Consider the following 19,476-nt stretch of genomic DNA (forward strand, 5'->3'; position numbering starts at 1 on the left):
CGACCAGCTCACCACCCGGCAGCTGGCCACCCCGAGCCTGTGCAGCCGGTGGCGCGTCCACGACGTGGCAGCGCACGTAGTGATGGTGCTCGAGGTCGGCTCGGGGGAGTTCCTTCGAACATTGATGACCTCCCGGGGCAGCTTCGACCGGGCAAACGACAAACTCACCGCCCGCTGGGCCGAGCACTCGGCCACCGAGCTCACCGAACGGCTGCGCCGCCTCGCGGAATCCCGGTTCACGCCACCGGGTCAGGGCCCTGAGGCGCCACTGGCCGACCTGCTCGTCCACGATCTCGACATCCGCCGCCCGCTCGGCCTCGCCCGCGACGCCGAACCGGACCGGCTGCGCGCCGCGCTGCAGTGCCTCGTGACGCTCAAGCACCCGCCGGGCGCTCCCGGGCCGACCCTCGTGCCGCGCGGCTGCCTCGACGGCCTGCGCCTGGAAGCGGAAGACATCGACTTCACCTGGGGACGCGGCACGCCGGTACGCGGAGCAGCGGAAGACCTGCTGCTCGCGATAACCGGCCGCAGCGAGGGAGCGCGCCGGCTCAGCGGCGCAGGCGCTCCGACGCTCGCACGCCGCATCGGGTCGCAGTGACCCGCTCAGAGCGCTGAGAAGACGGCAGGTTCGCCTGCTCAGCCGGATCTCACGACCGTTCGTCACCCGCTAGGGCCTGCGCACCCGTCGCGACGCTCGCATCCTGATCCGCTGGCCGGAAGGCGAGCAACGGCACTTCATGCACCAGCCGAAGCCGCGCACTTGGGGAAGCGTCGTAGTTCCACCCCACCAGCCACGTCAGAGCACGCCTGATCATCGGCGCCGCCCAATGGTGGTCGTATTCGTAGTGCGCGAGTGCTTCGGCGGCCTCTTGCTCCCCGAGCACGCGGTACGCGGGCGAAAACCGCTCACGCGCGACCGCAACCTCGACGGCGCCGCCGACCCGCACGTTGCGGTACCAGTCCGCGTGCTGGCCGAGTCCGGCCACGACGACGAACTCGTTGCGCTCCGGGTCGGCGCGGACGATCTCGAGCATGGTCCGATATCGGCGCCCTGACTTTCGGCCGATATGCGTCAGGCGCAGGAACCGGTGATCGAGCAGCCACCCGGCATGCAGGTCGTACAGCCGCGTGGGCGCCCTGAGCAGCCAGCGCGCCGCAGCTCCCGGCCTCTTGTGCGCGGCCGCGCTTTCGGATGCTTCGTTGCTCACCGTCACATCGCCTCCCTCACGTCCAGGCTCGGTTTCCGAGAGACGTAAGTACCCAGGAATTATTGCACTATGCAATATGCTTCGCGGGATACGTCCGTGCGTCAGACCGTGGCGCGGCGGATGGTGACGTGGCCGCCGGCCAGCAGGACGACGGCGAGCGCGGCGATGACGCCGGTCAGGCCCAATGCGGTCAGGCCGGCGAAGGATCCGCCGGTCGCGGACCAGAGGTGCCAGTGCTCGAAGGAGACGGTGACGACCGCGGCGACTGCGACGAGCGCCTGCGCCGCCAAGAACGCCAGCGTGCCGAGCGGGCCCCACCGGCTGTACACGATTCCGTACCACATTCCGTACACGAACAGTGCGAACAGGATCACCGTCGCCGTCAGCCAGGTGGCGTACCACGAACCGCTGAGCAGGTATGGCACGCGGAAGAAGCGCATGGACAGTCCCCAGCCGCCGGTGGCCCGCTCGATTGCTTGCAGCGCCGTCAACGCCAGGCCCGACACCAGTGCCAGCGCCATCCCGAGCAGGTCGTAGCGAGCCACCACTGAACTCGGCATCGGGCATGCGCTCGCGAACCACTGTGGAACGGTCTACAAGCATTTCGGCTACCGAACTAAATCCGGTATCATGGAGGTGCGGGTAGAGAGTGCACGTAGGGCCGGGTGCCGCCCATGTCCGAAGAGGTGTCGCAAGTGTCCATCGACTCCCTCGAAGCGGCGCCTTCCAGCGCCGCGAACCGGCGCGCACTGTCGGCTCTCCTGCTCTCCGAGCGCGCTCGGCCGGAATGGATCAGGGAGCGCCCGAACGGCTGGTGGCTCGCGATCGCGGCGGTCTGTCTCGGCGCGTTCATGGGACAGCTGGACGCGTCTATCGCGACGCTCACCTATCCGGCGCTGCAGGCGCAGTTCCACACCGACCTAGCGGATGTGGAGTGGGTCTCGCTGTCCTATCTGCTGACGCTGGCGGCGCTGCTCGTGCCGGTCGGCCGGCTCTCGGATGCTCGTGGCCGCAAGCTGATGTACCTGTACGGGTTCGTGCTCTTCACGGCCGCGTCGGCGGCGTGCGGGCTGGCGCCGAGCCTGCTGGCGTTGGTGCTCTTCCGTGCGGTGCAGGCGGTGGGCGCGGCATTGCTGCAGGCCAACAGTGTGGCTTTGGTGACCACGAGCGCGCCGCGCTCACGGCTGCGCGCGGCGCTCGGTGTGCAGGCAGGAGCCCAGGCGCTCGGATTGGCTCTCGGGCCGACGCTCGGCGGAGTCATCGTCACCGGGTGGGGCTGGCGGTGGGTGTTCTTCGTGAACGTGCCGGTCGGGATCGCGGCGCTTATCGCAGGGCACTATCTGCTGCCGCGCACCCGCACCCAGGCCTCCACCGATCATTTCGACTGGCCCGGTCTGCTGTGGCTGGCCACCGCCACCACGACGCTGCTGCTGGGGATCTCCGGCGCCTCCGGCCTGCACCTGTCCTGGCCGATCGTCCTGGCCTTGTTCGCCTTCGCCGCCGCCGCGACCCTGGCGTTGGCGCGGCGGTTGGCGCGGGCCGTCAGTCCGCTGATCGACCCGGCGCTGCTGCGCTCCCGGCGGATCGCCGCCGGCCTCGTCGGCGCACTGGGCGGTTACCTCGTGCTCTTCGGGCCGCTGGTGCTCGTGCCGGTCGCGTTGACCCGCAGCGGAACCAGCCTGAGCGCGGCGGGCCTCATCCTCACGGCGCTTCCCGCCGGTTTCGCGGCGGCGGCGCTGCTGGCCGAGCGGGTGCTGCCCCCCTCCTGGAGCGACCGGCGCCGCGCGCTGGCGGGCTCGGCGGTGGCGGCGTGCGCACTGGTGGGCATGATCCTGGTGCCGCTCACAGCCGTATGGCTCGCCCCGCTGCTGGCCGCGCTCGGGCTCGGCTTGGGCGTCTTCACCCCGGCGAACAACGCGCTGGTGATGGCGGCGGTCCCGGCGCGCGCGGCCGGCACCGGGGGAGGATTGGTCAACATGACCCGGGCACTGGGCACCGCCCTCGGCGTCGCGCTGGTGACGCTCACGCTGCATGTCGCGCCCCGCTCGAACCCGGCGCTCGGTGACCACGTGGCCGCCGCGCTGCTCACCGTCCTAGCCTTCGGCGTGCTCATCAGCAACCTGATCAACCTCGGACCCGCGCCGCAGCACACCCCAGGCCGGCACACCGAGCTCTAGCAGCGCCCCGTTCTACGCTCGCTTCACCGTGCTCGGCTCGGCGACCATCCAGGCGGTCCGAAGACATAGCCGGCTCGGTCGCGCAGTGAGCGGGCCTCCCGCAGGTCCCGGCCGATGGCGGCGAACTCGTGGAACGCCACACGCAGCGGGTTGTACGTGTCGATGTTCTTGGTCAGGCCGTACTCCACCCGCTCGCCTTCGGGTTCGAAGGTGCCGAAGATCCGGTCCCAGACGATCAGGATGCCGCCGTAGTTGCGGTCGAGGTACGCGCTGTTCGAGCCGTGGTGGACCCGGTGGTGCGAGGGCGTGTTCAGCACCCACTCGATCGGGCGCCAGAGCTTGTCCACCCGCTCGGTGTGCAGGAAGAACTGATACAGCAGGCTGATGGACTGCTGGAGCAGGATCATCCACGGCGGGATGCCGATCAGCGCGAGCGGGAGCCAGAACGGCAGCGAGGTCATCGGCGTCCAGGACTGGCGCAGCGCGGTGGACAGGTTGTACTTGAGGCTGGAGTGGTGCACCACGTGGCTGGCCCACAGCACCCTGATGCGGTGGTGGGCGCGGTGGAAGACGTAGTAGGCGAGGTCGTCGGCGAGGAAGAGCAGCAGCCAGCTCCACGCGGAGGAACTGGACATCCGTAGCGGCGTGAGCGTGTAAGCGGCCGCGTAGACGACCACCGTCACGGCCTTCCACGGAAACCCGACCACCTGGCTGCCGGCGCCCATGGACAGGCTGGTGGCGGTGTCGCGGGCTTCGAAGCCGCGTTCGTCGTCGTCGGGCAGGAAGCGGTAGGAGACCGCCTCGAGGGCGACGAGCAGGAGGAAGAGCGGGATCGCGAGCTCGATGACCGGGATCACTTGCGTGCCTCCAACGCATTCGCGGCTGTGACACCTGGCAGTGGCGGGATGCTGCGGGAAAGCAGTTCGCGGGCGAGCTGTTCGGCGCCGGCCGCGTCACGTGCGGCGATCAGCCGGGCCAGGCGGATGCGTCCGCGCACGTCGAGCAGTTCCCCGGTGCGTTGTTCCCTCGGCGTGTCACCGAAGGCGAGCGCCCCGCCGATGAGGCTGTTGAACGCCAGGAGGTAGGCGAGGTTTCCGCAGCCCTCGATGACCAGCCGCCACCAGGCGATGTCGGCGTCCGCCAGCGCGTCCAGATCCGGTCCGTGTGCCTGGTAGTCCTCGGCGGCGGCGACGATCGCGTCGAGCACCGATGGCGCCGCGCGCAGCGCGCACAGCCGCGCGGCGTCGGAGCCGATGCAGGCACGCATTTCGAGGGTGTCGCGCTGCGCACCGTCCAAGGTAAGCACTTGGCCCGCGCCGGGGAGGCTCACCACCAGGTCCAGCCCGGCGGTGCGGCGCCAGTCCAGCGCGGTGGTCCGGCCGCCGTGCGCGATCTCGATCAGCCGCGCCTGGTGGAGCCGCTTAAGCGCCTCGCGGATCACGTGCCGGTTGACGCCGAACTGCGCCGCGAGATCCCGTTCGGCGGGCAGCTGTGCGCCGGCGACGATCTGCCCGCTCAGCAAACGGTCCCGCAGGCGGGCGAACACCTGATCGGACAGCGACTCACGCCGGATCGGCGCCTCGGCTCTGTCGGCGGGCTCGTCGCAGCCTCCTGCGGAAGACGTCGTCATGGCGCACAGCATGGCCGTGGATGGTCCAGTGGTCAACTGGTTGGACCACAACGAAATCCGCGCGAAGCGCACGGTGAGCGGGCGCGACCCTCGCTGCCGCCAGAGGTCTACGAAGCGCTCGGGCCCGCGTGTTCGCCGACTACTGCGGGATCGAGTGGTGTACCAGGCCACTGATGATCTGGAGCACTTGCTGCGTGGTCCAGGCATCGGCGCTGGGGTGTTCGAGGTTCTGGTGGCCGGTGCCGCTGAGGAAGGACTGCAGCGCGGACGGCACCTGCGTGCCCTGCGCGACGTGCGCGGGTCCGTCGAGCAGGGTCTGCTCGCGCAGGTTCTGGTCGATGAAGAATACGTCGTCGCTGTGGTCTAGGTCGTACGTGAGCGTCGCACCGGTCAGCCAGTTCTTCGCTGGCGGGTTGCCCTCCGGCACCTTCTGGCTCCACACGCCGAAGTTCTTCCACAGCGCGGCCAGGTTGTCCGGCGCGCCGGTCAGCGTGGCCCAGTCGGCGGGCGGCGGTGCGAAGAGCTGGCGGTAGGCGGCCAGCTGCGCCGGGGTGTCGCGTTGCGGATCGATGGTGACGCTCAGGAACTCCACCTGGTCGCCGAGTCCTGCCTTCTCCACGGCGCGGGCGGCCTGTACGAGGTTCGCGGTGTCGAGCGGACAGGTCTCCTGGCACAGCGTCATCACGTCGCTGACCACGATCACCTTGCTTTTGAACGAGGACAGCGGCTCGGTGCGGCCGGACGGGTCGAGCAGCGGCAGGTTCACGATGTTCGGCGGCAGCGTGATGTCCATGCCGTCGTTGCCGCTACCAGTGCCACTGCCGGTGCCATTGCCGCTGGTGGAGGTGTCGCCCTGGATCGATGCGGCGCCACTCGACGTGCCCGTGGCGCCTGATGCGCAGGCCGCAAGCGACAGGCAGGCTGCCATGAGCACGGCCAGGGACACCCGCTGCCTGAATCCGCGCCCGCGCCCATACCCGTACTTGCGGCGTGAACGGACAGGTTCAGGGCTGTGCATGACGTTGATCTTCCTCACGGCTGACCGGCAGATTCGCGGCTTGACCCGGTCCACGCTACCCAGGGCTCCAAGCGGGCAGGACACCGGGCCACGCAGTTAAAGCTTCAAGCCTTTCCCTTCCATCTTGCATTATGCAAGTATGCGGGCGCGCTTACCTCCGCCAGGCCCCGCGAGGCGCCCCGGACAGGTCCACTTGCCGATCCTGTCGGGTCAGCCTGGAGGCGGAGACCCCCGAGCGATTCACCGGCGACCGCGGTAGCACGGCGCGTCCGCCGATGCCACCTGGGGATGAGCTGAGAACGGTCACGCCGGGTGACGCGACGGCCCGGGCACCGGCCGTACGGTCTGCGAGATGGCGAATTCGCCATCTGTCTTGTGCTCGGGCTGTCTTGTGCTCAGGGCCGAGACAAACGGGTACCCACGAGGGAGCTGTTCTCAATGACGAATGCTGCGACGCATCGGGCGCCGAGCGCCGAGCGCGCGGTCCAGCCCGCCGTCCGCGCGGAGGGTCTTGTAAAGGTGTATGGAGCGGGGCCGACCGCCGTGCGCGCGCTCGACGGGGTGGACGTCGCCTTCGAGGCGCGTGCGTTCACCGCGATCATGGGGCCGTCGGGTTCGGGCAAGTCGACGCTGATGCACTGCCTGGCCGGGCTGGACACCGCGACGTCCGGCTCGATGCAGGTCGGGGACGTGGAGATCACCGGCCTGAACGACCGCGCGCTGACCGTGCTGCGGCGCGAGCGGATCGGTTTCGTATTCCAGTCCTTCAACCTGCTGCCGACGCTCACCGCCGCCCAGAACATCCGGCTGCCGCTTGAGCTGGCCGGAAGGTCGCCGGACCCGGACTGGTGGGACCTGGTGATCGGCACGCTCGGCATCGCCGACCGGCTCGGGCACCGGCCCAGCGAGCTGTCCGGCGGGCAGCAGCAGCGCGTCGCCTGCGCCCGCGCGCTGATCGGACGGCCGCAGGTGGTCTTCGCGGACGAGCCGACCGGGAACCTGGACCGGCGCACCGGGCTCGAGGTGCTGTCCTTCCTGCGCAACTCGGTGCGCGAGCTGGACCAGACCGTGGTCATGGTCACGCACGACCCGGTGGCGGCCAGCAGCGCCGACCGGGTGGTCTTCCTCGCCGACGGCCGGGTGACCGGCGAGCTGATCGACCCGACGCCGCAGGGCGTGCTCGACATCCTCAAGTCGTTCGGAGCGTGACAGCATGCTGCGAACCACCTTGGCCGGGCTGTACGCGCACAAGCTGCGCCTGCTCGCCTCCAGCCTGGCGATCGTGCTCAGCGTGGGATTCGTGGCCGGCACGCTGATCTTCACCGACACGGCCACCGCAGGGTTCTGGCACGAGTTCGCCGCCCAGGCGGCGCACGTGGACGCGTCCGTCGAATCCCCCGCGGCCGCGGGCAACCCCAAGCGCGATACCGCGCCCCCGCCGCTGCCGGACTCGATGCTCGCGAGCGTTCGGCAGGCGCCCGGCGTCGCCTCCGCCGAAGGACGCATGGTCGGCCCGGCCGCCCTCTACGACAAGGCGGGCAAGCTCATCGCGAACGGCGACCAGACCGGCGTCGCCATCGACGTTCCCGCCGACCCGCGATTCCAGTACTTCTCGCTCACCTCCGGCCACCTGCCGACCGGGCCCACGGAAGCCCTGCTCGACTACAACACCGCGCAGACCTCGCACTTCGCGGTCGGCGACAGTCTCACCGTGCTGGATTCCGCCGGGGCGCGGCACCCGCTGCGGCTGGTCGGCCTCGCGGACCTCGGCGTCGCGAAGAACCTGAACGACGAGTCAGTGCTCGCGCTGACCGCCGGCGGGATGCACGCGCTGGGCATCCACGGCTACGACCGGATCGACGCGGCCGCGACGCCCGGGACGAGCCAGGCCGCCCTGGCCTCCCGCCTCTCCGCGGCGGTCGCCGGAGCCCTGCCGGCCGGCGGCGCCGTCGTCACCGGGTCCAAGCTCGCCCACGACCTGGCCGACAGCGTCACCCAGCAGGTGGACCTGATCCTCACCGGGATCCTGGTCTTCGCGGTCGTCGCGCTGTTCGTCGCCGCGATCGTCATCCTCAACACCTTCAACATCCTGATTACCCAGCGGCTGCGCCAACTCGCGCTGCTGCGCTGCGTCGGCGCGACGACCCGTCAGGTCTTCGCCAGCGTCCTGCTCGAATCGATCCTCATCGGGGTAGCGGCGTCCGCCGTCGGGGTGCTTGTCGGCTTGGGGATCACCGCGGCGCTCTCCGCGTTGTTCAGCGGGATCGGGGCCGCTCTGCCCGCGGGATCGGGGATCGTGGTCTCGCCGCGCACCGTGCTGATCGCGATCGGCCTGGGCACTGCGGTCACCGTCGCCGCCGCGGTGTGGCCGGCCTGGCGGGCGACCCGCGTCGCGCCCCTGGCTGCCCTGCGCGCCCCTGACGCGGCTCCGGCCTTGCAGCGTTCTCGCCGCGTCCTCCCTGGCGTGATCGCCGCGGCGTTGTGCGCGGCCGGCGTGGGCCTCGCCGTGCTGGGCCTGCCCAAGGGACGCAACGGTCTGCTGATCGAGGCGGTCGGGGGAGCGGTGTTCTTCATCGGCGTGCTCGTCGCCAGCCCGCTGCTGGTCGGCCCGCTCGCCCGGCTGCTCGGCTGGCTGCCCGGCAAGCTCGCCGGGATGCCCACGCGCCTCGCCACCGCGAACGCGTACCGCAACCCCGGTCGCAGCGCCGCCACGATGATCGCACTGACCGTCGGCGTAGGTCTGATCACGCTGTTCTCGGTTGTTACCTCCACGGCGCGCAGCTTCGCGTTCAGCCAGGTCGACGAGCACTACCCGATCGACTACATGGTTCTACCGCTGCACAACGGCGCGGCGGAGAGCGCGCCGCCGGTACTGCCCAACGATCTGGCCGGGGCGCTGCGCGCGCGATCGCAGCTCTCGATCGTCGCGCCCACCTGGGCGGACCAGGCCACGCTCAGCGGGAAGACCAAAACCTCGATCGGGGCGTTCGACCCCGCCGCCTACACGGGCACGGCCAAGCCGCCGGTTACCTCCGGTTCGGTCGACGCGCTGGCGAACGGAACCGGCGGGATCGCGCTGCGTGACACCGTGGCCAAGACTCTGCACGTCCAGGTCGGTGACGCGGTCACCCTCGACGCGCCGCACCGAAGCGAGCACCTGCGCGTGGTGGCCATCTCGGCCAGCACGTTCCTGGGCGACCAGGCGCTGATCTCCGCCCGGGACTTCGCCGACGGCTTCCAGCCGGCCGGCCCGTCCTCGATCCTGATCAAGGCAGCGCCCTCGGCCGCGCCCGTGGCCTCGCGCGCCGCCGTGGACCAAGTGCTCGCGCGCTACCCGCTGGCGAGCGTGCAGAGCGTGGCGGACTACAAGAACCAGATCACCTCGGCGATCAACTCGCTGCTCGCGGTGTTCGGCGGCCTGCTCGCCATCGCGATCCTCATCGCGCTGTTCGGCATCGCCAACACCCTGTCGCTGTCCGTAATCGAGCGGACCCGCGAGTCCGGCCTGCTGCGTGCGCTCGGCCTGACCCGCGGTCAGCTGCGCCGCACGCTCTCGATGGAGGCACTCCTGATCGGGCTGATGGGCGGGCTGCTCGGAGTGGCCATCGGGGTCGGCTTCGGCTCGGCCGTCTCGGAAACCCTGATCCGCGGCGGCGGCGGCGGGTCGCCGATCAGCTATCCGGTGACGATGATCGCCGGCTACGTACTGCTCGCCGGACTGGCCGGCATCGCGGCAGGGGTGCTCCCGGCCCGCCGGGCGGCGCGTATCTCAGTGATCGAAGCAATCGCGGAGACCTGAGCCACGCCGGGGAGGCGCTGCTGCTGACCGGCCCGGACCACGATGGCTGCGGAGCCGGTCGCAGTGCGCTGACGAGTACTCGCGGCGCGAAATGCTCGAGGCGCCTAGCCGCGGGAGGAGCCGAAGAGCTTACTGAACAGCCCACCGCCCGAGCTCTTCTCGCTCGTGTCGCACTCACAGCGCTGCGACTTCGGCACGCCGGCGAGCACCTGCTCCACGTGCATGCCGCAGCCTCGGTAGGTGGCCTTGCCGCACGTGCGGCAGGTAGCGCGTGAGCACATCCCCAGATCTCCTCATCTCGGCTTCACGACCGGAACCAAGATACCCAACGGGGTATCCGTTCACGAAGCCGGATCACGAGCCCGCAGGTGCGAAGGCCGCGCCGTGCCCGGGGACGATCAGCGAGGGTTGCAGCGCGAGGACCTTGTCCCGATTGGTGTGCAGCAGCCCGAGGTCCTGTGCGAGCGGATCGTCCTGCGGGCCGTCGGCGCTCCACCACAGGTGAGTGAGCACGACGAGGCCGCCCTCGGTCTCCGCGAGCGTCGAAATGTCCTGCGCGGTATGTCCGGGCGTCGCCATCAGCCGAACCGCCGGGCTCACCTGGAAGCCGTCGGCCTCCCTGTCCTCCCACCGGTCGTCCTGGTAGATCGCCCAGAAGTCGTGGAAGCGGGCGTTGGGGAACAGCGCCGCGTTGAGCGTGTGGTCGGGATGATGGTGGCTGAAGACCACGTCGGTGACCTCGCCGACCCGCACGCCGAGCTTCGCCAACGGGTCCAGGATCGCGCCGCGGCCCGCCACCATGCCGGGGTCGACCACGATGGTGGCCTGCCCGTCGCGAATCAAGGTCACCGTGCTCGCGACCCGGTCGTCGACGTATCCCGCGGTCAGAACATCAAGTTGCGCCGTCACCGCGTCAGGCTCTCACAGCCGAGGTCGGCACGCATCTACCGGCCTTGATGTCTCGGCACGGTGGTGGCAGCCCTTGCCTGAGTACCCTGTGTTCTCATGCCGACCGCCTCCCTCCTGCTCGACCGCCTCCACGCCGCGGGACTGAGCGATGTCACGGCAGTCGAGCCGGTCGACGGCGGAATGGCGGCCCTCGCGGGCATCGCCACCCAGCGCAGCGGCCCGGCGTTGTTCGTCAAGTCGTTCGTCGACGTGCCGTCGGACGACCTGTTCGCGGCCGAGGCGGAAGGACTCAACGTTCTTCGAGAGCGCGGCTCGCTCTGCACGCCCCAGGTCGTGCTCGCGACGCGAGAGGTGCTGGTGCTCTCCGTCCTGCAGGCGCGCCCGACGCGGGAAGCGTTCTGGGAGCAGCTCGCCCATGCGCTCGCGCGGCTGCACACCTCCACCGTGCACGACAGGTTCGGCTGGTCACGCGACAACTGGCTCGGCCGCTACCGCCAGCACAACACGTGGAGCGCCGACGGATACGAGTTCTTCGCCGAGCACCGCCTGCTGCGCTGGCTCCCGGAGCGACGCGTCCAGGCGGCACTGGACCAGCAGGACCGCCGAGCCTTGGAACGGTTCTGCGAGCGCCTGCCCGACCTGCTGCCGCCCCGGCCCGCCTGCCTAACCCACGGCGACCTGTGGGCGCACAACATCCTGGCCACCGAGGACGGCCGGCCCGCGGTGATCGACCCGGCGGTCTCCTACATGTGGCCAGAGGTCGACTTGGCGCACCTGTGGTGCTCCCCGCATCCGCCGGAAGCCGAGCGATTCTTCGAGGTCTACGCGCAGCTGACCGGCCTGGACGACGACTGGCGAGCCCGCATGCCGCTGATCCAGCTGCGCCAGCACCTGGCGGTGATCGCCCAGTTCGACCACGACTGGGGCGCGGCGCAGCAGGTCCGCGACACGCTCAAGCCGTTCTGCCGATAGCGCGAAAGCCTGGCGACAGCCTGGCGACAGCCTGGCGACGCGCTCACACGGAGGTGGTCGACTCGCGCGGCACGAGGCGGCAGGGGAGCGATTCGACGCCTGCGCGCAGGTCGCCGCTCAGAGCGGCGGAGAGGCGCTCGGCGGCGACCCGGCCGAGGACTTCGAGGTTCATGTCGATGCTGGACAGCGGCGGGCGCGAACTGGTCGTGAAGATCTCCCAGTTGTCGAAGCCGATGACGGCGATGTCGCCGGGGACCTCAAGGCCGGCGGCGTGCAGGGTGTCGATGACGCCGCGGGCGATCTGGTCGGAGCCGGCGAACACCGCGTCGATCTCCCGGGTCTGCGACAGCAGCATCTTGGTCGCGTTGCGGCCCCAGGCCTCGGACCATGAGCCGAAGTACACCCGGCCGCCGGCCAGGTCGAGGCCTTGCTCGGCCAGTTCGGCGAGCGCGCCCTTGGCGCGGTCCTGGGCCGCGCCGTAGGTGGGGTCGCCGGTGATGTGGGCGATCGAGCGGCGGCCGACCTCGACGAGGTGCTGGACCGCCAGCCTCGCGCCGGAGACGTTGTCGCTCACCAGCGACAGGTCGGCCGGGTCCTCGGAGGGCGCGTAGGCGTAGACGACCGGCACCGGCAGGTCGCGGCCCACCGACGGGCGCGGGTCCGGGCGGGCGCCGACCACGATCAGCCCGTCGACCCGGCGCGAGAGCAGCGTCTGCAGATGGTGCGCCTCACGGATCGAGTCGCCGCGCGCGTCGCACAGCAGCACGCTCGTGCGGCCGGCCCCGAACGCGTCCTCCGCGCCCATCAGGATCGGGATCGACAACCGGCCTTCGAGGTCGGAAGTGAGCAGTCCGACGATTCCTGTTCGCAGCGCCCGCAGCCCTTGGGCCAGCGCGTTCGGGGAGTAGGAGAGACGCTCCGCGGCCTCCAGCACGACGGCCCGTGTCGCGGGGGAGACGTGCGCCCGGCCGTTCAGTGCCTTCGAGGCGGTCGCGATCGACACCCCCGCCAGCCGGGCGACGTCCTCCAGTGTCGCCGTACGGCCGTTCGCGCGCTGCGCATCGTGCCTCGCCACCGGCCCTCCCGTCGTCGTCGCGGTGGTGTCGTAAAAACGATACCTCGTAAGACTCTTGACCAGGAGCATCTCCGTGATTACGTTGTGGAAAACCTTTTCGGTGTCGCCTTCGCACGGAAGCGGCGGCCCGCGAGACGCGAATCCTCTGTGTCCTGGCTGCTCTGGGGCCGACCATGGCGAACTGCGCTACCTGTCAGGCTGCGATCACGAAAGCAAAACCGAAAACACTTAGCCCGCGAGGGCGCGGGCATGAGGCCAAGGAGTGCTGCCCATGATCAGCAAACGCTCCAGAAGTCAGCGCCGCCGACACTCGCTCATCGCCCTGGTCGCGGTCGCGGCGGTCAGCCTGGCGGCGTGCAGCAGCGGTAGCGGCGGCAAGGGTCAAACCGTCGCCCAGGGTGGGATAAACGGCATCGATGACGGCGCGTCGTTGACCCTGTGGACGCGAGCACCGCTCGAGCTCCAAGCCAATCTGCTCGTGAAGGCGTACAACGCGTCGCACAAGAACCAGGTCAAGCTGACTATCGTGCCGAACGACGACTACGTCTCCAAGGTCGGCGCGGCGGCGGGCGGCGGCGGCCTGCCTGACCTGTTCGCCTCCGACATCGTCTACGCGCCCAACTGGGTGCGGGCCGGACTGTGGCAGGACCTGACCAGCCAGATCAGCAAGCTGCCGTTCGCCAGACAGATCAACAAGGGCCACCTCGACGCCGGCACCTACCAGGGCAAGCAATACGTGCTGCCGTTCGTGCTCGACCTCTCCGTGATGATGTGGAACAAGACGCTGTACCAGGAGGCCGGCCTCGACCCGAACAAGGGCCCGGCCACCCTCGCCGACTTCGTCAAGCAGGCGAAGGCCGTCCAGGCGCTGCACAAGCCGGGGGTCTACGGCACCTACTTCGGCGGCAACTGCGGCGGCTGCGACGTCTTCACCTGGTTCCCGATGATCTGGGCGTCCGGCCAGGAGGTCTTGAGCTCGGACGGCACTCAGTCGCTGCTCAACGGCGACGCCGCCAAGCAGGTCTACTCCGCGTGGAAGGACCTGTGGAGCGCGGGGGCCGTCGATCCCGCCAGCAAGGACGAGACCGGCGCGACCTGGGTCGGACCCTTCCAGCAGGGCAAGATCGGCGTCATGCCTTACCCGGCCTCGCTGCTTCCCACGGTGAACAAGACCGTTGACGCGGGCGTCGCGGCGATCCCGGGCGTCGACGGCGGCGCCTCCACCTTCGTGGGCGGCGACGGCATCGGCGTGTCGAAGGACTCGAAGCACGAGGCGGAGGCGTGGAACTTCCTGGCCTGGCTGATGTCCGAGGACGCGCAGGTCAACGTGCTGGCCGCCAACGACAGCATCGTCTCGCGCGGCGACCTGGCCAACAACAAGTACGCCGTGAAGGATCCCCGCGTCGTGGCCATCAACAAGGTCGCCGCCTCGCCGGACAGCAAGACCCCGATCGCGGTCAACTTCCAGCAGGCCTTCAACGCCCCGGGCAGCCCCTGGGTCACGCTGCTGCGCGACCAGGTCTTCAACGGCAAGGACAACCTGTCGCAGGACAACAGCGCCATCAACGGCGTCCTCGGCCAGTGACATTCGGCTCGTGATATTTGGTCGGCGACACCCGGCCTGACGCTCTGCCCGAGATCGCGCGGGTGGCGCCGCCCGCGCACGACGCCACCCGCCCTCGCTCTCGCTCTCAGTCAACGACCAGGAAAGACATGACCGTTCAGTCGTCGACCATGCACCCCACCCCTTCCCCACCCGAGGCCGCATCACCACCCAAGCGCCACCGCCGGCTCGGCCTCAGCGGCCGGCGCCGCCTGACCGGCTGGGCGTATGCCGCCCCGACCGCGGTTTTCGTCGTCGTGTTCTTCGTCCTTCCGCTGTTGCTCGTCACGCAGATGTCGGTCTCCGACTGGGGACTGTTCAACGGCGACCGGGGAATCAACGCTCCGCACAACTTCTCCGCCGCCGTCGACCAACGGCTGTTCTGGCCTGCGGTCCGTTTCACCGTCGAGTACACCGTGGTCACCACGGTGATCCTGATCGGCTGCGCGCTCGGGCTGGCGTTGCTGGTGCAGGAGTCGACGCGGTGGACCGGCTTCCTGCGCACGGCCATCCTGGTCCCCAGCGCCCTGGGTCTCGCGTCGGCGTCGCTGCTGTTCTACGCCGTGTACTCGCCGGACAGCGGCCCGCTGGGACAGGTGATGCAAGAGCTCGGAATCACCAGCGGGCCGGTGTCCTTCCTCGGCACTCCCGGCCATGCGCTGTGGTCCACGGTCGCGCTGATCGTCTGGCGCTACGCAGGCTTCTACATGCTGCTGCTCCTGGTCGCGCTGCAGGGTATCTCAGCCGACGTATACGAGGCCGCCGAGATCGACGGCGCCGGACGCTGGAAGCGGTTCGGCCACATCACGCTGCCGCTGATCCGCCCCACCCTCGCCCTGTGCACGATCCTGTGCGTCACCGGCTCGCTGCTCGCGTTCGACCAGTTCTACATCCTGACCAAGGGCGGCCCGGACAACAGCACCCTGACGATCGTGCAGCTCATCTACAACGCCGCCTTCCAGGGCCGCAACGACCTCGGCCTCGCCGCGGCGCTGTCGATCATCGTCCTGGTGGCGCTGCTCGTGCTGAACATCGGCCAGTTCCGCTGGCTGCGTGGGAGGGAGGACTGACATGGCGGCGACCTACAGCGTCAGGGCGGCGCGCTCGCGCTCCAGCGGCCTGGGCACCCTGGCCTTGCGGACCCCGTATTACGTCTTGACCGGCGGCCTGGCGATCATCTTCCTGTTCCCGTTGTTCTGGGCCGCGATCCGCTCCGTCTCGCCGCAGGCCGGCACGGCGCAGAACCACGGCTGGGGGATGGGGAACTACATCACCCTGACCCACTATCAGGCCGGCATCTGGCAGTACGTGCTCAACAGCGTCGTCGTCTCCGGGCTGACCGTGCTCTTCACGCTCGCCATCTCGCTGCTCGGCGGCTACGCCTTCGCGCGCTTCACCTTCCCGGGCAAGAACGTCCTGTTCATGCTGACGCTGGCGATCCTGATGGTGCCCTACGCCACCTTGCTGATCCCGCTCTACGTGCTCCTCGACCGGATCGGCCTGCAGAACTCGCTCGTCGGCCTGGCCCTGGTCCTCACCATGTTCCAGCTGCCGTTCGCGACGTTCATGATGCGGATCTCCTTCGAGTCCGTGCCGCGCGAACTGGAGGAGGCCGCGCTGGTCGACGGGTGCGGCACGGTCAAGGCCCTGCTGCGCGTGCTCGTTCCCTCGGTGCGCCCGGGCCTGGTGACGGTGGGCCTGTTCGCCTTCCTCGCCGCCTGGAACGACTTCATCACCCCGCTGGTGCTGATCAGCGACTCCACCAAGCTGCCGCTGCCGGTGGCGATCGCGAACCTGCGTGCCCAGGTGATGGGGGTCATCGACTACGGCGCCACGGAAGCCGGCGTGGTGGTGCTCGCGCTTCCGTGCATCGTCCTGTTCATCCTGCTCCAGCGGCAGTACGTCCGTGGGTTCATGTCCGGCGCGCTCAAGGGCTGATCAATGACAACCGACACCGTGCGCTTGCCGGTGCCCCACGCCGGGCAGGCGCCGAACACCGGCCGCCCGGTCGCCCCGCGGCGGGCACGGCTGCGCCCCCTTCCCCTCACCGACGTCCACATCACCGGCGGCTACTGGGCCGAGCTGCAGCGCCGCAACCAGAGCGCGATCCTGCCGCACGTCGAGCACTGGCTCGAACGGGCCGGCTGGCTCGGCAACTTCGACGCCGCCCGCGAGCGCCGGCTGCCGGCCGACCGGCGCGGCCGGGAGTTCTCCGACAGCGAGGTCTACAAGGCGCTCGAGGCGATGGCCTGGGAGCTGGGCCGGCGGCCGGATCCGGCGCTGCAGGAGCGGTTCGACGCGATCGTCGCGCGGATCGCCGCCGCGCAGGAGCCCGACGGCTACCTCAACACCGAGTTCGGCCGGCCGGGCCAGGGCCCGCGCTGGTCGGACCTGGAGTGGGGCCACGAGCTGTACTGCATCGGGTTCCTCATCCAGGCGGCCGTCGCCCGCGCCCGCACCGGGCACCCCGAAGACCGGCTGTTCGAGGTCGCCCGGCGCGCCGCCGACCTGGTCTGCGCGGTGTTCGGCGAGCGCGGGATCGCCTCCGTCGACGGCCATGCCGAGATCGAATCGGCGCTCGTCGAGTTCTACCGGGTGACCGGCGAGCCGCGGTACCTCGAACAGGCCAGGCTCTTCGTCGAACGCCGCGGCCACCAGGTGCTCAAGGAGGTCGAGTTCGGCCGCGAGTACTTCCAGGACGACCTGCCCGTGCGCGAGGCGGAGGTCTTCCGCGGCCACGCGGTCCGCGCGCTCTATTTCGCGGCCGGCGCGGTGGATCTCGCGGACGAGACCGACGACGACGCCCTGCATCGCGCCGTCGCCCGGCAGTGGCGGCGCACCGTCGCCCGGCGTACGTACATCACCGGCGGCATGGGCTCACGCCATCAGGACGAGGCGTTCGCAGAGGACTTCGTCCTTCCCGCCGACCGCGCCTACTCGGAGACCTGCGCCGGCGTCGCTTCGGTGATGCTCGCCTGGCGGCTGCTGCTGGCCGAGGGCGATCCGGTATACGCCGACCTGATCGAGCGCACCCTGTTCAACGTGGTGTCGACCTCGCCTTCCGGGGACGGACGAGCGTTCTTCTACACCAACACGCTGCACCGCCGAGAGCTCGGCAGCCCGCCCGAACCCGACCGGCCCAGCGTGCGCGCGGCGGCGTCACTGCGCGCGCCGTGGTTCGAGGTGTCGTGCTGTCCGACCAACGTCGCCCGAACCCTGGCCAGCCTGACGGCCTACCTCGCCACCGCGGACGACGAGGGTCTTCAGCTGCACCAATACGTGTCCGGCACGGTCAGCCACCATCAGGTGGACGGCCAGGAACTACGCGTCACCGTCACCACCGACTATCCCTACGACGGGCGAATCAGGGTCCGCATCGACAACAGCGCGGATCGCCCGTGGTCCCTGTCGCTGCGCGTGCCAGGCTGGGCCACGCAGGGAGCATCCGTCACGGCCGGGGGACACACGCGCCCGGCCGGCCCCGGCGTGATCACCGAGCGCAACGTCTGGCAGGCCGGCGACGAGGTCGTGCTGCACCTGCCGATGACGCCGCGCCTCGTCCAGCCCGATCCTCGGATCGACGCCGTCCGCGGATGCGTCGCCGTCGAGCGCGGCCCGCTCGTCCTGGCACTGGAATCCGTCGACGTCCCCGGCATGCTGAGTGTCAACGAGCTGCGAGTGGACGTCACCCAGCCGCCGCGCGTAGCCGCTGACGGCCGCGTCATGGTGCGTTGCCACCGCGTACCCGCGCCTGACCACGATTGGCCCTACTCGCAGGACCCTGACGGGCACCGCCCCGAACAACCGGTCGACCTGGGTGACGTGCCGCTGGTCCCGTACCACGCCTGGGCGAACCGCGGACCCTCCACCATGCGGGTGTGGCTGCCAACCTACGGCGCCCACCCCCAACAACCCCTGGGCCGGCAGCCACGCCGCTCCGCAGTTCGGCGCGGTGCCCTACGTGTGGCCGATGGCCGGGCAGACCCAGACGCTGCTCCAGTCGATCGCCGCCTCCGGGCTTGAGTCCAGCACCGCCGCGGACGGAACCTACAAGTACGAGACGGCGCTCTACATCGGCCGCGGGATCCCGGACGCCTGGCTCACGCCCGGGCATCGCCCACAAGCCGCTGCCGCCCGGCACGATCGACCCGGCCCTGACCGCGACCGCCTCGGCGTCCTACACCTCGCCGTGGACCACGGTCACGGCCATCAACAACGGCATCTACCCGGTCCGATCCAGCGACGACGACAACCTGATCCGTACTGGGGCGACTGGCCGCAGACCGGATCGCACTGGGTCGAGCTGGACTGGACCTCGCCGATCGGCGCCGCTTTCGGCCGCCGCAAAACGCGGGTTCTTATTCGATGAAGCCCGCGTAATCCACACGAAACTTCGGCGTCGGCGCGAACGTTCGCAAAAATTTGTTTAACAAGTCGCTGTTGACCATCACACCGCGGGGCGCTAATTTCCCCTTCAGTGTTCGCAGACTGCGACGCGGCGGCCGCCGCGCCGCTACCCACCCTTCGAACACCGATTCAGTCGCGGCCACCTGGCGGATCCTCCGTCCGGGGTGGTGCGGCGCACGCGCCAACAGTCGGATTCGGGCCTGGCTGCTGCACCTCGCTCCGTTTTCCCGGATGTTTCTCCGAACGTTGATGCTTGCACACCATACGGGCCGCGTCCCGGGGCCAAGCGGTGATCCCGCCGTCCCTTGACGCGCGCCCGCACTCCCGTGCGGCCGGACGCACCCACATGCGCCGCCGCCACCCGAGATAAGGGGATATGCAGGTGACCCACCCACCCACGGCCGCGGCACGCCGCCGCGGTCTGAAAGTCTCGCTGGCCGCTGCCGCCGGCATCACACTGACCGTCGGCATGACGTTCACCGCCTTGAGCACGGCCTCCGCCGCCACCCCGGCCAGCTCGGTCAATCCGTACTCGCCCGCCTATCAGCATCCCTACCGGCACGGCGTGATCCCGACGATCGGCCAGCTGGCGAAGATGCGCTCGTACGCGGCCGCGCACCCGAACGCCACCACCGCCACCGGCCCGGAAACCCTCTCCTACGGCGGCGGCATCGACGG

18 protein-coding genes and 1 pseudogene are annotated in these 19,476 nt (G+C 69.9%); 11 read left to right on the forward strand and 8 right to left on the reverse strand.

Going from position 1 to position 19,476, the window contains the following annotated elements; all coding sequences use genetic code 11:
• Window positions 1-598, forward strand: a 598-nt coding sequence (locus VFB40_RS17275) for a maleylpyruvate isomerase family mycothiol-dependent enzyme (protein WP_324851848.1), incomplete at its 5' end; no start/stop codon positions are given.
• A gap of 49 nt (window positions 599-647) precedes the next feature.
• Here the strand turns inward: VFB40_RS17275 and VFB40_RS17280 are convergent.
• Both VFB40_RS17280 and VFB40_RS17285 read right to left on the reverse strand, forming a co-directional pair.
• Entirely contained in the window at window positions 648-1,214 is a 567-nt protein-coding gene (locus VFB40_RS17280) for a nitroreductase family deazaflavin-dependent oxidoreductase (RefSeq protein ID WP_324851850.1), read from the reverse strand.
• Between the two features lie 95 nt (window positions 1,215-1,309).
• On the reverse strand, window positions 1,310-1,768 hold the full coding sequence (locus VFB40_RS17285; RefSeq protein ID WP_324851852.1) for a hypothetical protein: 459 nt from the start codon (window positions 1,766-1,768) through the stop codon (window positions 1,310-1,312).
• Window positions 1,769-2,059: 291 nt separating this feature from the next.
• Between VFB40_RS17285 and VFB40_RS17290 the strand changes: the two genes are divergently transcribed.
• Window positions 2,060-3,385, forward strand: coding sequence for an MFS transporter (locus tag VFB40_RS17290; protein WP_527249200.1), 1,326 nt, complete (start codon window positions 2,060-2,062; stop codon window positions 3,383-3,385).
• A 23-nt stretch (window positions 3,386-3,408) separates the two neighbouring features.
• Here the strand turns inward: VFB40_RS17290 and VFB40_RS17295 are convergent, their stop codons facing one another.
• From VFB40_RS17295 to VFB40_RS17305, 3 genes are all read right to left on the reverse strand, one after another.
• Window positions 3,409-4,242: a sterol desaturase family protein gene (locus tag VFB40_RS17295; protein ID WP_324851856.1), complete on the reverse strand. Its 834-nt coding sequence runs from the start codon at window positions 4,240-4,242 to the stop codon at window positions 3,409-3,411.
• Window positions 4,239-5,015 carry a FadR/GntR family transcriptional regulator gene (locus tag VFB40_RS17300; RefSeq protein WP_324851857.1) on the reverse strand — a complete coding sequence of 259 codons (777 nt, stop codon included), beginning with the start codon at window positions 5,013-5,015 and terminating at the stop codon, window positions 4,239-4,241. Before VFB40_RS17300 ends, VFB40_RS17295 begins: the two co-directional genes overlap by 4 nt.
• 139 nt (window positions 5,016-5,154) lie before the next feature.
• Window positions 5,155-5,961, reverse strand: a complete 807-nt coding sequence (locus VFB40_RS17305; protein WP_324851859.1) for an SCO family protein — start codon at window positions 5,959-5,961, stop codon at window positions 5,155-5,157.
• 510 nt (window positions 5,962-6,471) lie between these two features.
• On the opposite strand from VFB40_RS17305, the gene VFB40_RS17310 reads away from it, so the two are divergent.
• On the forward strand, window positions 6,472-7,242 hold the full coding sequence (locus tag VFB40_RS17310) for an ABC transporter ATP-binding protein (RefSeq protein ID WP_324851861.1): 771 nt from the start codon (window positions 6,472-6,474) through the stop codon (window positions 7,240-7,242).
• A 4-nt stretch (window positions 7,243-7,246) separates the two neighbouring features.
• The gene (locus VFB40_RS17315) at window positions 7,247-9,832 is read left to right on the forward strand and encodes an ABC transporter permease (RefSeq protein WP_324851863.1); all 2,586 of its coding nucleotides are present in this window, start codon (window positions 7,247-7,249) and stop codon (window positions 9,830-9,832) included.
• A gap of 104 nt (window positions 9,833-9,936) precedes the next feature.
• On the opposite strand, the gene VFB40_RS17320 is transcribed toward VFB40_RS17315, so the two are convergent.
• A complete protein-coding gene (locus tag VFB40_RS17320; RefSeq protein WP_324851865.1) occupies window positions 9,937-10,113 on the reverse strand; it encodes a DUF8730 family Cys-rich protein in 177 nt (58 codons plus the stop codon).
• 73 nt (window positions 10,114-10,186) lie between these two features.
• Window positions 10,187-10,741: an MBL fold metallo-hydrolase gene (locus VFB40_RS17325; RefSeq protein WP_324851867.1), complete on the reverse strand. Its 555-nt coding sequence runs from the start codon at window positions 10,739-10,741 to the stop codon at window positions 10,187-10,189.
• A 96-nt stretch (window positions 10,742-10,837) separates the two neighbouring features.
• On the opposite strand from VFB40_RS17325, the gene VFB40_RS17330 reads away from it, so the two are divergent.
• Entirely contained in the window at window positions 10,838-11,713 is an 876-nt protein-coding gene (locus VFB40_RS17330; RefSeq protein ID WP_324851868.1) for a fructosamine kinase family protein, read from the forward strand.
• Between the two features lie 43 nt (window positions 11,714-11,756).
• On the opposite strand, the gene VFB40_RS17335 is transcribed toward VFB40_RS17330, so the two are convergent.
• Window positions 11,757-12,788, reverse strand: a complete 1,032-nt coding sequence (locus VFB40_RS17335) for a LacI family DNA-binding transcriptional regulator (RefSeq protein ID WP_324851870.1) — start codon at window positions 12,786-12,788, stop codon at window positions 11,757-11,759.
• Between the two features lie 271 nt (window positions 12,789-13,059).
• On the opposite strand from VFB40_RS17335, the gene VFB40_RS17340 reads away from it, so the two are divergent.
• The 6 genes and pseudogenes from VFB40_RS17340 to VFB40_RS17365 all read left to right on the forward strand — a co-directional run.
• Window positions 13,060-14,373, forward strand: a complete 1,314-nt coding sequence (locus VFB40_RS17340) for an ABC transporter substrate-binding protein (RefSeq protein ID WP_324851873.1) — start codon at window positions 13,060-13,062, stop codon at window positions 14,371-14,373.
• A gap of 128 nt (window positions 14,374-14,501) precedes the next feature.
• Window positions 14,502-15,461 carry a carbohydrate ABC transporter permease gene (locus VFB40_RS17345; RefSeq protein ID WP_324851875.1) on the forward strand — a complete coding sequence of 320 codons (960 nt, stop codon included), beginning with the start codon at window positions 14,502-14,504 and terminating at the stop codon, window positions 15,459-15,461.
• Window position 15,462: 1 nt separating this feature from the next.
• Entirely contained in the window at window positions 15,463-16,329 is an 867-nt protein-coding gene (locus tag VFB40_RS17350) for a carbohydrate ABC transporter permease (RefSeq protein ID WP_324851878.1), read from the forward strand.
• A 3-nt stretch (window positions 16,330-16,332) separates the two neighbouring features.
• A complete protein-coding gene (locus VFB40_RS17355; protein ID WP_324851880.1) occupies window positions 16,333-18,414 on the forward strand; it encodes a glycoside hydrolase family 127 protein in 2,082 nt (693 codons plus the stop codon).
• Window positions 18,362-18,760 carry a hypothetical protein gene (locus tag VFB40_RS17360; RefSeq protein ID WP_324851882.1) on the forward strand — a complete coding sequence of 133 codons (399 nt, stop codon included), beginning with the start codon at window positions 18,362-18,364 and terminating at the stop codon, window positions 18,758-18,760. Before VFB40_RS17355 ends, VFB40_RS17360 begins: the two co-directional genes overlap by 53 nt.
• Before the next feature lie 420 nt (window positions 18,761-19,180).
• Window positions 19,181-19,476: pseudogene (locus VFB40_RS17365) on the forward strand (hypothetical protein); the annotation flags it as partial.

Origin of the sequence: Actinocrinis sp. (assembly GCF_035650855.1) — a bacterium.
GTDB lineage: Bacteria > Actinomycetota > Actinomycetes > Streptomycetales > Catenulisporaceae > Actinocrinis.